The 13,278-nt window shown below is 52.9% G+C and carries 10 protein-coding genes and 1 tRNA gene; 8 read left to right on the top strand and 3 right to left on the bottom strand.

All coding sequences use genetic code 11. The features are described from left to right. Nucleotides 1-109: 109 nt before the first annotated feature. Nucleotides 110-298, bottom strand: a complete 189-nt coding sequence (locus ACOQPU_RS17405; RefSeq protein ID WP_420641097.1) for a hypothetical protein — start codon at nt 296-298, stop codon at nt 110-112. 238 nt (nt 299-536) lie between these two features. Here ACOQPU_RS17405 and ACOQPU_RS17400 point away from each other — a divergent pair, with 238 nt between their 5' ends. Beyond that, on the top strand, nt 537-3,539 hold the full coding sequence (locus tag ACOQPU_RS17400) for an ATP-binding protein (protein ID WP_420641096.1): 3,003 nt from the start codon (nt 537-539) through the stop codon (nt 3,537-3,539). Between the two features lie 77 nt (nt 3,540-3,616). On the opposite strand, the gene ACOQPU_RS17395 is transcribed toward ACOQPU_RS17400, so the two are convergent. Both ACOQPU_RS17395 and ACOQPU_RS17390 read right to left on the bottom strand, forming a co-directional pair. Next, nucleotides 3,617-5,680 (bottom strand): hypothetical protein, encoded by a 2,064-nt coding sequence (locus ACOQPU_RS17395; protein WP_420641095.1) that lies wholly within the window; start codon nt 5,678-5,680, stop codon nt 3,617-3,619. Further along, on the bottom strand, nt 5,677-6,303 hold the full coding sequence (locus ACOQPU_RS17390) for an RNA polymerase sigma factor (protein WP_420641094.1): 627 nt from the start codon (nt 6,301-6,303) through the stop codon (nt 5,677-5,679). The genes ACOQPU_RS17395 and ACOQPU_RS17390 overlap by 4 nt, the downstream gene beginning before the upstream one ends. Before the next feature lie 283 nt (nt 6,304-6,586). Here ACOQPU_RS17390 and ACOQPU_RS17385 point away from each other — a divergent pair, with 283 nt between their 5' ends. From ACOQPU_RS17385 to ACOQPU_RS17355, 7 genes are all read left to right on the top strand, one after another. Continuing rightward, complete coding sequence (locus ACOQPU_RS17385; RefSeq protein ID WP_420641093.1) at nt 6,587-7,153, top strand: HD domain-containing protein; 567 nt, start codon at nt 6,587-6,589, stop codon at nt 7,151-7,153. Between the two features lie 233 nt (nt 7,154-7,386). Continuing rightward, nucleotides 7,387-8,319 (top strand): thioredoxin-disulfide reductase, encoded by a 933-nt coding sequence (gene trxB, locus ACOQPU_RS17380; RefSeq protein WP_420641092.1) that lies wholly within the window; start codon nt 7,387-7,389, stop codon nt 8,317-8,319. A 216-nt stretch (nt 8,320-8,535) separates the two neighbouring features. Beyond that, the gene (locus tag ACOQPU_RS17375; protein ID WP_420641091.1) at nt 8,536-8,769 is read left to right on the top strand and encodes a hypothetical protein; all 234 of its coding nucleotides are present in this window, start codon (nt 8,536-8,538) and stop codon (nt 8,767-8,769) included. Nucleotides 8,770-8,771: 2 nt separating this feature from the next. Continuing rightward, nucleotides 8,772-9,911 carry a site-2 protease family protein gene (locus ACOQPU_RS17370; protein ID WP_420641090.1) on the top strand — a complete coding sequence of 380 codons (1,140 nt, stop codon included), beginning with the start codon at nt 8,772-8,774 and terminating at the stop codon, nt 9,909-9,911. Between the two features lie 259 nt (nt 9,912-10,170). Further along, nucleotides 10,171-10,244 (top strand) — tRNA-Met (locus tag ACOQPU_RS17365). 150 nt (nt 10,245-10,394) lie between these two features. Further along, nucleotides 10,395-12,887: a hypothetical protein gene (locus ACOQPU_RS17360; protein ID WP_420641089.1), complete on the top strand. Its 2,493-nt coding sequence runs from the start codon at nt 10,395-10,397 to the stop codon at nt 12,885-12,887. A gap of 61 nt (nt 12,888-12,948) precedes the next feature. Then, nucleotides 12,949-13,257, top strand: coding sequence for a YgiT-type zinc finger protein (locus ACOQPU_RS17355; RefSeq protein WP_420640639.1), 309 nt, complete (start codon nt 12,949-12,951; stop codon nt 13,255-13,257). Nucleotides 13,258-13,278 lie beyond the last annotated feature (21 nt).

Here is a 13,278-nt window from a genome sequence, read left to right as displayed (position 1 = left end):
ATAGCGAGGCTGGGCAAATGAGCAAATTTTGGTGCGGGGAGGGCATGAAACGGCCGTCTTCAGGCAGGTCACTCCTTACAAAAACGAAGCAGTGTGCGGCATTAAACAACTAATTGTCTGTGTCCTGAGCGGCCGTTTCCGTTTTGGTGCGAATAAAGTCAATAAGCTGCTCCACTGTGGCAAACCCTTCCTGTTCGCCTGTATGCGGATTTTGCAGCGTGGCGCGCCAGGGCATTCCCGCTTCTTCGCGCCAAATACGTAACAAATATGCGTGATAATGGTGCAAGTTTTTATTCATAAGCGTCATCTCAAGTCGATTATCCCAAATGCCACCCAACTATGACACTACAAACTGATGATTTACCTTTCGATTCATAGTTTGAAGATAGGTAAAAAATGCAAAGCAAGCCTCTCATTTGTCATCAGAGTAAGCTATAATCAAATTGGGTGAGCAAAATTCTTCCCGAATCTATTAATGAGTTTACTTTTAGAACGATCCGAAAACGATCCACTAGCAAACACCTGAAATATCATCAATGACAAACGGGCTGAAATTAACCCTGCTGGGTGAAACAACGATTAAACTCAATGGCAAATCGGCCGGGGGGCTGGCCTCGCGCAAGGCAGAGGCAATGCTCATCTACCTGGTTAGCACACAACGGCCGTATTCCCGTGAACTCCTCGCAGATTTTTTCTGGGATGACCGTCCGCCCGAACAAGCAATGGCCAATTTACGCTCCTTGCTTTCTGGGCTGCGCCGCAAATTCAAGCCATATCTGGAAATCACCCGCCAGACCATTGCCTTCAGAGAAGAAACGCCCCACTGGCTAGACACAGCCGAATTCCACGCGTTAGCCGAAAGCGACCAAGTAGCAGATTGGGAGCAAGCGATTGCCTTGTACCGGGCTGACTTCCTCGTAGGGTTCGACATTCGAGACAGCCGAGGTTTTGAAGAGTGGGTATCTTTGGAGCGCGAGCGGCACCAGCGCACGGCCGTTCATTTGCTGCGACGCTTGGTACAGCATCATTTAGACACTCAACTGTATGAAAAAGGAATCCGCTATGCCGCCCGACTGCTGGCCATCTCACCCCTGAGCGAATGGGCGCATCGCCAAATGATGCTGCTGCTGGCACGAAACGACCAGCGTGCCGAAGCGGTGCGCCAATACCAAACTTGCTGCGACGTTCTGGTAGAAGAACTAGGCATAGACCCCTCACCAGAAACCACAACTTTGTACGAACGGATTCGTGCAGCCGTAGATATCCGCCGCCACAACTTACCCGTAGCCACCACCCCATTTGTGGGGCGTCTTGAGGAGCTAAGCCAAATTCAGGCACAGTTGGTACGGCCGTCTTGCCGCTTGCTAACGTTGATGGGGCCTGGCGGCATTGGCAAAACCCGTTTGGCTCTGGAACTAGCCAGAACGGCCGTTGGCACCACCCTGAACGGCGTCTATTTTGTGCCGCTGGCCGCTGTACCGGCTCCAGAGTTTATTGTGCCAGCCATTGCCGAAGCGGTTGGCTTCACTTTCTCTGGCGCAGCACCACCCAAAACACAGCTTTTGGCATACTTAGAAGCCAAAGAGATGTTGTTGCTGCTAGATAATTTTGAGCATCTGCAAAAAGGAAGCCAGCTACTGGCTGAAATGATCCAGGCATTACCAGACGTGAAGCTGTTGGTTACCTCCCGCGAACGACTCAATTTGCAAACGGAGTGGACGTTTGAAGTGGGGCCGCTGCCATTGCCCAACGGCCGTACCGAGGCCACGGTCGATTCGCTGCAACTATTTACTCAACTGGCCCAACGCGCCCAAGCTGATTTTGCCCTCACCCCCAAAAATCAAACGGATGTCGCTAAAATTTGTCGGTTGGTGGCTGGGGTGCCGCTGGGCATCGAGCTCGCCTCTGGCTGGGTGCGGCAGCTAAGCTGCGCCGAGATTGCCAGCGAACTAGCGCAAGATATGGATTTTCTGCAAACGCGCGCCGGGGACGTGCCAGATCGACATCGCAGCTTGCAAGCAGTATTCGATCACTCTTGGGCATTGCTCACGGAAGATGAACAGCAAGTGCTGGCGCAGCTCACCCTCTTTCGGGGGGGCTTCACCCGCGAGGCAGCGCGGCAGGTCACCCAAACCTCTTTTTGGACGCTCACTACGCTGACAGACAAATCGCTGCTGCATCGGGAGGCAAACGGCCGTTTTGAGATGCTAGAGCTGGTGCGCCAATTTGCCGCCGAACGGCTGGCCTCCTGGCCCGAACTGGCTAGCATCGCCCACGCTCGCTACGCTCAATATTATTTAGGGCTGCTTCACGCGGAGGAAAAGCATTGGTACACCGAACAACGCCAGCAAGCGATCGATCAGCTGTCGCCTGAAATTGAGAATGTGCGCGCTGCCTGGCGCTGGGCAGTTGCCGCTCTGGAAAATCTGGGCGCACCTGATGAAGCAAACAAGGCATTAGGCTATATCGACCAAGCGTTGGTCTCACTTTTCTTTTTGTATGAATCGCGCGGCTGGTTCCAGGAAGGGGCCGCAGCGTTTGGCTGGGCCATGGCCGCCTTGGAGGAAATGGATGCAAGCAGTGACCCGCATCTACTTTACGGCCGTTTGCTGGTGCGATACGGCCGTTTTGCCACCTTCCTGGGGCAGTTTGAAAAAGCGGAGAAGGTGCTGAACCAAGCACTCGATCATGTGCAGCCAAGCAACAACGCCAAAGAGATTTCACTGTGCCACAGCTATCTGGCCATTGTGTTGGGCTTTCAGGGCAACTACCAGCAAGCCATCGCCGCTGCGGAAACAGCGTTGGCACTTACGAGCGAAATCAGCTACAAGCCAGGGCTGGCTTTTGCCCGCAACCTGCGCGGCACGCTGGCGCACCGGCAGGGGGAGTATGAGGCGGCGCAAAAACATTACGCGGCCAGCTTATCTTTGCGGCGTGAATTGGGGGATCAGTATGGAACGGCCGTTGCCCTCAACAATTTAGGCAACTTGGCTCACGCCCAGCAAGATTTTGCGGCCGCGCGTACTTATTACGAAGAAAGCCAACTTATGTTCAAGGCAATCAACCACCAGCCGGGGCGAGCAGCTACCTTGGGCAACGCCGGTGTGGTAGCCATGCGTCTGGGCGAACTGGCTGAATCACGGCGGCTACACGAAGATTGTCTCATCCTCAAGCAAGAGCTTGGCAATCGACGCAGCATCGCTATTTCATTGATAAACTTGGGGGAAGTGACCCACCTGCTTGAAGACATTGATGCTTCTCGCCGTGCCTTCCATGAAGCGTTGCGCATCACGCAGGCCATCCAGGCACAGCCGCTGGCACTGGATGCGTTAGCCGGATTGGCCAGCCTACTCGCCACAGATGCACAACGGCCGTTAGCCATCCGCCTGCTCCAGCTAGCCCACCAGCACCCGGCCAGCACCCGAGAGACCAAAGAAAAAGCGGCTCAACAGCTTTCCAAAATGGATGTCGCCATTGAGCCGCTAGAGTTACCTGATTTAGCTGAGGTGATTACGGAGGTTTTACGGCCGTACACCTAAAAAGAGGGGGAAGACATGACAGGTTTCCTCGGGAGGAAGCTACCTTTGTGAAAACCTGCCATGTCTGGGAAGAGGGGTTAGCGATTCAAATATTCAGGTAGCGGTGCTTGTACAAAGAATTCCACCAAATCCCCGGTATCCGTTTCTCCAGAGAATTTCCATGTAGGCTGCACAATAATGGTTGGCTGCACTTCGTAACGCAGTTCACCTTCGTCGTTAGTCGGCCAACTGTAGGTGGTGTAGTAAGCCAACGACACCTCATTCACCGTGAATGATTCGTAGGTGAACGGCTCGAAGACAGGCTCCTCAACAGGTGGCTCTACTGGCAGCAGCTCTTCGTCTGGCGGAAAGTTAACGATTTTGTCGATGTTTTCCCAATCCACTGCTGGATATTCCAGACCCAGGTCGCGCGCTGTCCAAGCAAACAGATACACCTCAGTGCCATCTTCCAAATCCGCTGGCGCGTCGGGCACGATGTACACGCTGCCCGTATCATTGTTGGTAAAGAGCACCTGGTCGCCGCTGCGGCTGATGATGCCAGGGCCTGAAATTGGCTCGTTAATCTGTTCAATGGGTTCCCAGCCCGTCAACTCGATCGTATCACCATCAGGCCCTACCTGCCCCCAAACGTGGGTTTGCTCACCCACGCGCTCTGCCAGGGCAGCCAGCGTGGCGGTATCTGCCTGAATAACGTAATGACGAATTTGAATGCGAGGGTCGCCGTTACCGTCGGCGGGCAGGAAGACGATTGGCCACTCGTACAGATGAATTTCATCTCCGGGGGCAAACTCACGCATCCAAAATTGGTACAGGTCGGCAGCAGGGTCTTCGAGAAAAACAGGTTCTTCAATAGCCAGCTCTGGCCGAGCGGCATATTGGTATGGGATATTGTTTTCCAGCACGCCACTTTGCAAAAGTTCCCACGCTTCTTGAGCCGTAATGAGCGGATAACGACCTACAATTTCGGCGTTACGCATCACCTGGTAGCTGACGAAGTAAATACGGCCGTCGTGGCTTACGCCTACCGTCATTTCCGGCTGGTTGGTCGGCTGGCCATTAATGGTGCGCACAAAGTTCACATCCGCTCCCCACAGTTGCATGGTCTCGTACTCAAAATCGAGCAAGCCACGCTCCTGCACAAACGCTTCAGCAATGGGAACGGCCGCTTCAAACGAAATCGGGTTCTCAAAATCATTCTCAATGCTGCGGTCGTTGTAGTACACACCCCACGGATCAATAATCAAGCTGCGTGGACCGTCAAAGAGATGATAAACAATCGGTGGCTCAAAGGTTGGGAACCCCTCTTCTTGCTCAAAAACCGGATATTGCTCCTGGTAGATTTGGCCCGTGAAGCCAAACCGGGAGGCCAAATCACGCACCGCGTCCAAACTCATACCGTCACCCGGCACGTTTTGCAACACAGGGGCCAGACCTGGCTCTGTGGGCAAGGTGGTGTTGAGCGTAAAGAGCGTGCCAGAAAATGGGTCGGTGAAAATGAAGCTGCTGTCTGCCGCCAGCGAGGCACTTTCTGCGGCAATGCTGCCACCGCCACCCTGAGGCCGCACGTTGCCGCCACCACCGCCGCCCAAGCCAGAAGCCTGGCCGCTGCCATCTAGCACAGGCAAAGGTGGCAGGTCAGCAACTTCTGTTGCCTCGTCTGGCGAATCCGGGTTGGTTGCTGGCTCGTCAACCTCGCTGCTGACCGATTCGTCCGTTTGTACCTCACTGCCAGTGGCATCTGCGACTGGCTCGATATTGTCATTGCTGCCTCGGTTAAAGATTACGTAAGCACCCACAACAACAAGTGCCAACACGCCGAGGGCACCGAGTAGATATTTGTTGCGATTCATGATTGTTCCTTCCTTAAATAGTTGTGATAGCTGCTGCCAAAACGACGGCCGTTCTGGCGAGTTAGCCCTATTGTCTGATTTTCGTTTTTGAGTAGCCCGGCGAGCCAGTTGGCTGCCCAGAGAGGCCACAAAGTCCGGGTCTGGATGGGTATCTTGCGCCAGATTGATGAGCCGGGTGGCCAATTCAGCTTCTGGCTGGATTGCTTCGCTCACAGGCGGCTGTTGGCCTTGCAGATCAGCCTCAATGCGTCGGTTTAGCTCATCCGCCAGGATGGGATCTTCTTTTTTCATACGTTTGCCTCCTGGTTTGGATTGAGCCGGGTTTGTAAATCTTGCAGACCTCTGTGCAGCAACATGCGCACAGCTGGTTCTTGCTTGTGCATGAGGCGTGCAATTTCTGGTATACCCAGCCCACCAAACAGACGGAGCGATATTGCTTCGGCGCGGTCAGGTGAGAGTGTTTGCAGTTTTTCAGCGACCGCTTCTATTTGTAATTTTTGGCTGACAACACTATCAGGTGCCTCTTGGGTATCGACGAGTTCACCAGCGGCTTCCAGCATCAGTTCCGGTTTTTGCTGACGGTATTTATCCGCCACTTTGTGCCTGGCAATGCCAAACAACCAGGCGAGGAACGGCCGTTCCCCACGGTACTTGTCCAAATTTTCCATCGCCACCAAAAACGTTTGCGACGTTAAATCTTCCGCATCGGCCACATTGCCCACCCGCACCAGCAGGTAGCGATACACGCGCATCACGTGCCGTTCATACAGCTCGTTGAAGGCACGCAGCTCCGCACGGGCCGCCTGCACCAAGGCTCGATCATCTTCAACGGTGACCGGGGCTTCGGTCATAAACGCATCGATTGTCAACCAGATGGGTGCCTGCGGCACCGGAACAGGTTGGTTTATTAACATGCATGTTCTCCTAAAGTCAGCAGCAAATCAGCTTCATTTGCCGTTCTATGCAATATGTCGTGGGGAGCAGTGAATTTGTAACAGGCAATTTTAGAATTGGTTGAAACATCTTTGTTTTCCTGACAAATAGTGTAGCCGAATTTGCCAAACAATTGGTGCCAACTTGCAAAAACTCTCACCACATTTTGCCCAAATCGCCGACGCCAGACACAATTACTGAAAAGCAACCAGCTTTAAAGAACATGGCACACAGAAAAACACGGATACACACAGATATATGGAGATGATGATGGATGTAACGGCCGTTCTCAACACACTCTTACACGGCAACCAGCTTAAACGCACGCCCCGCACGGGCTGGGTGCAGCGCGGCGTACCGAATGCCGAAAACGTGGCGGCCCACAGCTTTGGCGTACTGTTTGTCGCCCTGGTCTTGGCCCAAGTTGTTGAAGAAGCTGTAGATTTGGGACGGCTGCTGGCCATCGCCGCCCTGCACGATCTGCCAGAAGCCCTCACCACCGACATCCCCACCCCCGCTTGGCGTTACCTTCCCCCCGGCATTAAAACAGATGTAGAGCGGGGTACGATGCAAGAAATGTTGGCAGATACCGAGTTCGCCCCCACCTTCATAGATTTGTGGGAGGAACTCCACGCCAACGAAACGGCCGAAGCCAAGCTGGTGCATGACGCGGACAAATTGGAGATGTTTTTACAGGCAGCCATGTATGAAAAGCAGACGGGAAACAAGCAGCTAGCGGAATTTTGGGAACGGCCGTACATCTTCCACTATCCCCAAGCCCAGGCTATTTACGACGTGCTTGCCTCACAAAGAGACAGTGTAACCAACTAGCCTGCGCTGCATCAAATGAAACAGTTGTAAGAATAACCAGATAAAATGCGTCTAACTAGCAGATTTTGTTATCATTTTAAGACGCTAACCAACCAATAGATTTTTTAATAGAGACAAGACTTACGCTGTGAAGACTACAAAAGTCTTATACCCTTTGGAATTAACATCATTAGACCCAGACTTTTGTAGTCTGATTAGGGCAAATGCGTAAGTCCTAAGAGAGAAGAATTCACATGCAAAAAGAACGTGTTATTGTTATCGGCTCAGGCCCCGCAGGCTTAACGGCCGCAATGTATACCGCCCGCGCCCAATTAAACCCACTTGTTATCGCTGGTACCCAAATTGGCGGGCAAATTGCCATTACCCATGAGGTAGAAAATTACCCTGGCTTCTGGTCAGAAGAGAAAACCCCAACCGGGCCAGAGCTGGTAGAGATCATGCAAAAACAAGCCGAGCATTTTGGTGCCCGTTTTGAGTATGACGAAGTTATCGAAGTCGATTTCAGCAAGGGTGCGCCCTTCTATGTAAAAACCTACGGCAACGAGTATGAAGCCGACGGCGTAATTGTGACCGCTGGAGCTTCTCCGCGTCACTTGGGCGTTCCGGGCGAACAAGAGTTCGTAGGACGGGGCGTCAGCTACTGCGGCACTTGCGACGGCTTCTTCTTCCGGGGCAAAGATGTGGTCGTCGTTGGCGGTGGTGACAGTGCCATGGAAGAGGGCATCTTCCTCACCAAGTTTGCCAACAAAGTCGAAGTCATTCACCGTCGCGACGAATTACGTGCAGGCACGTCGCTGCAAAACCGCGCCTTCGCCAACGAAAAAATCTCCTTTGTCTGGGACACAGTAGTTGAAGAGATTCAGGGCAACGGCGTGGTGCAAGGCGTGCAAACCCGCAATGTGAAAACGGGCGAAACCAAAAAGCTGGACACTGATGGCGTTTTCATCTTCATTGGACATTTTCCCAACAGCAAATTCCTGGTTGGTCAGCTGGCGATGGACGAAGAAGGGTATATCATCACCGATGAACGGTACCGCACCAGCGTACCGGGCGTTTACGCCGCTGGCGAAATCCAGGATGCACACTTCCGCCAGATTGCCACCTCTGTGGGGCAAGGTACCGGGGCCGCTATGGAATTGGAGAAGTGGCTGGCAGCCCAAGAATAATCATACCTTGCAGGAGTTTCTTGTTCTGGACTTAGCTTTAAAAACCTCCCGCAGGTTGCCTATCAAATGAATGTTTTGTAATTGCGCAATCAGGAGATTACCTGATTGCGCAATTTTTCTTTATAATCGGCTTCATACCTCATTTGTAACCTCAGATCACGCAAATTAAAGTGCGAATCTGTGTGAGCTGCAAAATCTGCGGGATAGGAATAGGCAATGAACAGTGTGAAAAACTGGATTACGAGTCATCCGAATTTATCTGCCTGGTTTGTGTTGGCACTGGGTATGGTGGTTTTGCTGGTGTATGAAGCGCGCGACGTGGGCTTGCAGGGCAGCCAATGGTTTTGGCTGATTGTGGTCACTATTTTGGTCGCCGGTGCCTGCATTTGGATTATAAGCTGGGGTGATGATGATGAAGATTTAGCTGACGCCCCTCCCAGCAGCGAATAGTTATGCAGCAGCAACCCTCTCCTTATACAGCTCCCCCTCCGGTTGTTTCCCTGGACAAAGTTGAAAAGATGCGGCGCGGGATAGCCCATTTGTTTTTGGTGGGTGACACGACGCTGGATGAACCGCACAAAGGGTTTGTGCGGTATCGCGGCCGTTTTTTGGTGGAATCGGCCGACTGTTTTGATGAAATACGGGAAATATTTGAAGCGCAGGGGTTTACGCCTACGGTGAGGGAGGAGGAGAACGGCCGTATCGCCATCGTTGCCATTCCCCAAGTTTTTAACCCACCCGCCTCCGATTGGCGCATCAACCTAGCCTTGTTCATTGTCACCGTGCTAGCAACCCTGTTAACAGGCTCGATGAATAGTGCAGAAACTCAGGAGCAAGCCTTCCAAATTTGGCGAGGCTGGCCGTTTAGCTTGAGCATTATGCTCATTTTGGGGGCGCATGAGCTGGGCCATTACTTTGCCGCTCGTCACCACAAAGTGGCCGTTACCCTTCCTTATTTCATTCCCCTGCCACTATTTTCGCTTTTTGGTACGTTAGGAGCCTTCATTCGCATGAAGGAACCTGTCAAGAACAAGCGTGCCTTGTTCGATATTGGCGTCGCCGGGCCATTGGCTGGGCTCGTTTTTGCGGTCCCCATTTTATTGTATGGTCTGGTCACATCGGAAACTGGCCCCATCTCTTCGACGGGCCTTTTGGAAGGCAATTCGATTTTTTATTATCTGTCAAAATTTGTCATCTTTGGTCAATTTTTACCGAGCGAAACCAGCGATGTTTATCTGAACCAAGTGGCTTGGGCCGGATGGCTTGGGCTGTTGATAACGGCTCTCAATTTAACACCTCTAGGTCAACTGGATGGCGGGCACATCATGTTTTCACTTTTTGGCAAAAGGGCTGGGCAGTTGTTTACACCGGTCATTGTGACCCTGATTGCTTTAACTTTGGCGTCTTTCCTGATTTACGGTACGGCTACCTGGGCCCTTTGGATTTTGCTGCTCTTCTTTCTAGGGAGGACACATGCTGAACCCCTAGATGATGTCACCCCACTCGACCCACGCCGTCGTTGGCTTGGCATTGCGACAATGGTCATTTTCGTGCTGATTTTTACGCCCGTTCCGCTGCGATTTTTGGGCTAATTTGTAAAAGCCAAGAACTATTTTGAATTAGATAGGACTTACGCAAATTTTGAGCTGTGGCCGGCGTCTCGCCGTGTCACCTAGCCGGCGCGGCCAGGAGACCGGCCGGAGCAACTGTGTAAGTCCTATTAGATTGAGCGCGAATTTAGCTTTTACTTGAGTAAATCACACTTTCACGGCTCAGTTTTCATCAAGATACTTCTTGTGATTTACATTTTTGCCACTGGTGGCAGAGTTGGCTATAATTCCGTTCGCTTTTGGCGCCATAGCTCAGTTGGTCAGAGCGGGGGACTCATAAGCCCTAGGTCAGTGGTTCAAATCCACTTGGCGCCACACAGAAAACACAAAGGCCGCTCCAAAATTGGGGCGGCTTTTTTCTTTACATAGTTAGGACTGGCTGTCCTTTACTTTTGGTACTTATTTTCATTGCAACGAGGACAGCCAGTCCTCTGGCAAACCTATTTAGATAATTGGAGGCTTGTCTTGAGCAGGGTCGAAGGATTGGAGATTAAGTGGCTAAGGTGGTTGGCAATTTTGCTGGGCGTGGGGCTGGTGCTGCTGTGGGATTGGGCGGGCGAACCGGGACGGCCGTCCACGCTCACCCCCATCACCAACCCGCTACTGGCAACTGATGTGGCTCAGGGCAGATTAAACACTGTACCACCAGCCCCGGCTGGCGACGTGCAGATCACCTACCGTTTTGTGGCGCAGCAAAATGGCCTGCACGAGATTGAGCTGCTGCTGGCGCGGAATGGCGACCCTAACCCTGACGAAAACGGCCGTTTCACCCTCACCCTCTCAGACACACAAGGCAACCAGCTAACAACACAGTCGCTGCCAACCCGCCAGCTACGGCACAACCAGCCCTTTGTGCTGCGCTTTCCTGTGCAGGCAGATTCAGCGGGACGGCCGTATCAACTCACCCTCAGCGGCAGCAACGACAACCGCGTTACCGTTTGGGGCTACACGGTTGATTTGTTGGCAGACACGGGGTTAACGCTCACCAGCGGCCCGTTGAGAGATGATGTGCCAGAAACGGCCGTGCAAGAACTCCATTTCACCAGCCGCTACCAGCTTGCCTGGGGCGACGGGCTGCGCCGATTGGGAACCCTGCTGGGGCAATATGGTGCATTAATGCTATTGGCCTTGCTCTTTTTGCTGCTGCCCGGTGCGCTGCTGTTGCAATTACAGTCGCTCCGCCATAAATTCTCCGACCCATTGGCCAAAGTAGGCGTGATGCTAGTCTTGGGAACGGCCGTCTGGCCCATAACCTGGTATCTGTTTTCATTGTTAGGTGGGCGATTTAGCAGCTTGTTGTTGTGGATTTTAGTTGCTAGCGGCTCGTTGCTAATAATTTACCGCCACCTTGTCACCAGGTCACCTCGTCACCCCTTCAAAAATCTACACCGAGAACATCTGGCTTTAGCCGCAATTTTGCTATTGGGTCTAGCCGTGCGCCTGCTCGCCGTGCGCGACCTTGTCTTCCCACCCTGGGTAGATTCGGTGCGACATGGGTTAATTACGGCCGTTATGAGCCAGTCAGGCCAAACCGTCACCCAAACTGGCTATGCACCATTCTTGCCGATTGAACGCTTTCCCTACCATTATGGTTTCCATACCATTAGCAGCAGCTTGGTACTGCTAGGCGGCTGGGAGATTCCCCACTTGCTGCTGGGGCTGGGGCAGCTGCTCAATGCATTGCTGCCGCTCACGGTGTACGCTGGCGGCTGGCTGCTCACCGGGCAGCGACGCACTGGGCTGATTGCCGCCTTTTTAGTGGCACTGCCGCTCTTTTTCCCGGCCTACTATGCCACTTGGGGACGATACACCCAGCTTACGGCGATGCTGCTAATGCCTGTGCTGCTGGGGCTAACGTGGCGGCTGCTGCGCGGGGCGCGAGGTTGGCGGAGTGCCTGGTGGCTGGTTGCACTGCTGGCGGTGGGGCTGTTCCTGACTCACTTTCGAGTATTTGTCTTTTACGTGCCGTTTGCAGGGCTGGTTTGGCTGTTAAGTGGCGGTCGGAACGGCCGTTTCCTTTGGCTAGCCACAGGTTTGAGCATTCTCATTCTCGCACCACAGATTTTCTATCTATTCCAAAACAGCAATCCCGGCGTAGCCTTGGCGGCACGCGCGCCAGATTACACCAGCTTCCCAACCAGCTACTATACGGCGGGTTGGGATCGCACCTTTTTATGGATGGCAGGAGGATTGGTGCTTTGGATTTACTTAACTGGGTTTTGGCGATGGCGCGTGTGGACGGCTCTTCCAACTGCTCTGACTATTTGGTCTTTCTTGGTATTTCTGGCTCTGTCGGGCAACTATCTGGGCTTTGCCGCGCTACCGTTGGTGAATTTGAACAGCTACTACATCACCACCTTTTTGCCGCTAGCCCTGGTTTTGGGCAGCATTGGCAGCGCGTTTTGGGGCTGGCTGCGACGGCAGGCGGAACCGCTGCGGTTGGCGGGGATTTTGCTGGCAACGGTGGTGGGTACGGCCGTCACCCTCTTCGGCATTCAGCAGCAAATTGGCATCATCAACCCACAAACAATCCTGGCCCAACCTGCTGATGTGGCGGCATTGGCCTGGCTGGATGAAAATGTACCCGAGGAGGCAACAGTGGCAGTCAATAGCTGGCTCTGGCTGCTCAATGCCTGGTCCGGCAGCGATGGGGGTGCCTGGTTGGTGCCGCTCACCGGACGGCAAAGCAGCACGCCCCCAGCAGATTACACTTACAGCAAGGCATTGGTCGAGTTTGTACGGCCGTTCAATGAGGAGCTAACCAAAATCACCGATTGGCGTGACCCTGAAACGGCCGTTTGGCTGCAAGAGCAAGGCATCACCCACATTTTTATCGGAGCCAAAGGGGGGCAGATGGACCCGGCTGAATTGTTGCAAAATCCGGGTGTGACAAGCGTGTACGGCCGTAACGGCACCTTCATCTTTGAACTCAAAACAGCTACAAATTTCGCAGATTAACGCAGATGTTTGGGTGTAATGAAAAGTTGTGTAATGGAAGCAAGAAGCAGAAAATGGGGGGATGAAAAAAGAACTCGATGAAATGCTCAACAGATTGAACCAGTGGGAAGCAGAGAACAAAGATGCCAATTTGACACAAATGGAAGAAGCGATTGATGCTGAGTTAGCTGGAATTAGGCAGCAATTGCTCGCACAAATGGCCAGAGAAGGGAAGGCGGCTAGGGTGGACTGTCCAAACTGCGACCAGCCAATGATGAAAAACGGGAAGAAAACGCGAACGTTACGAACCAAAAACGGCGACAAAGTCACAATTGAAAGGGAGCAAATGAGGTGTCATGAATGTGGGATGACACTTTTTCCCCCTGGATGAAAAACTCAGGTTGCTGAGAGG

This window comes from Candidatus Leptofilum sp. (genome assembly GCF_965223285.1).
Taxonomy (GTDB): Bacteria; Chloroflexota; Anaerolineae; order Promineifilales; family Promineifilaceae; genus Leptofilum.
The sequence above is the reverse complement of the archived record's forward strand: the minus strand, read 5'-3'. Positions and strand labels throughout refer to the sequence as shown.

Bases quoted from the DNA above. Each gene is read 5' to 3' on its own strand.
- ACOQPU_RS17405 (WP_420641097.1), bottom strand. From the start codon at position 298: ATGAATAAAAACTTGCACCATTATCACGCATATTTGTTACGTATTTGG.
- ACOQPU_RS17400 (WP_420641096.1), top strand. From the start codon at position 537: ATGACAAACGGGCTGAAATTAACCCTGCTGGGTGAAACAACGATTAAA.
- ACOQPU_RS17395 (WP_420641095.1), bottom strand. From the start codon at position 5,680: ATGAAAAAAGAAGATCCCATCCTGGCGGATGAGCTAAACCGACGCATT.
- ACOQPU_RS17390 (WP_420641094.1), bottom strand. From the start codon at position 6,303: ATGTTAATAAACCAACCTGTTCCGGTGCCGCAGGCACCCATCTGGTTG.
- ACOQPU_RS17385 (WP_420641093.1), top strand. From the start codon at position 6,587: ATGATGATGGATGTAACGGCCGTTCTCAACACACTCTTACACGGCAAC.
- trxB (WP_420641092.1), top strand. From the start codon at position 7,387: ATGCAAAAAGAACGTGTTATTGTTATCGGCTCAGGCCCCGCAGGCTTA.
- ACOQPU_RS17375 (WP_420641091.1), top strand. From the start codon at position 8,536: ATGAACAGTGTGAAAAACTGGATTACGAGTCATCCGAATTTATCTGCC.
- ACOQPU_RS17370 (WP_420641090.1), top strand. From the start codon at position 8,772: ATGCAGCAGCAACCCTCTCCTTATACAGCTCCCCCTCCGGTTGTTTCC.
- ACOQPU_RS17355 (WP_420640639.1), top strand. From the start codon at position 12,949: ATGAAAAAAGAACTCGATGAAATGCTCAACAGATTGAACCAGTGGGAA.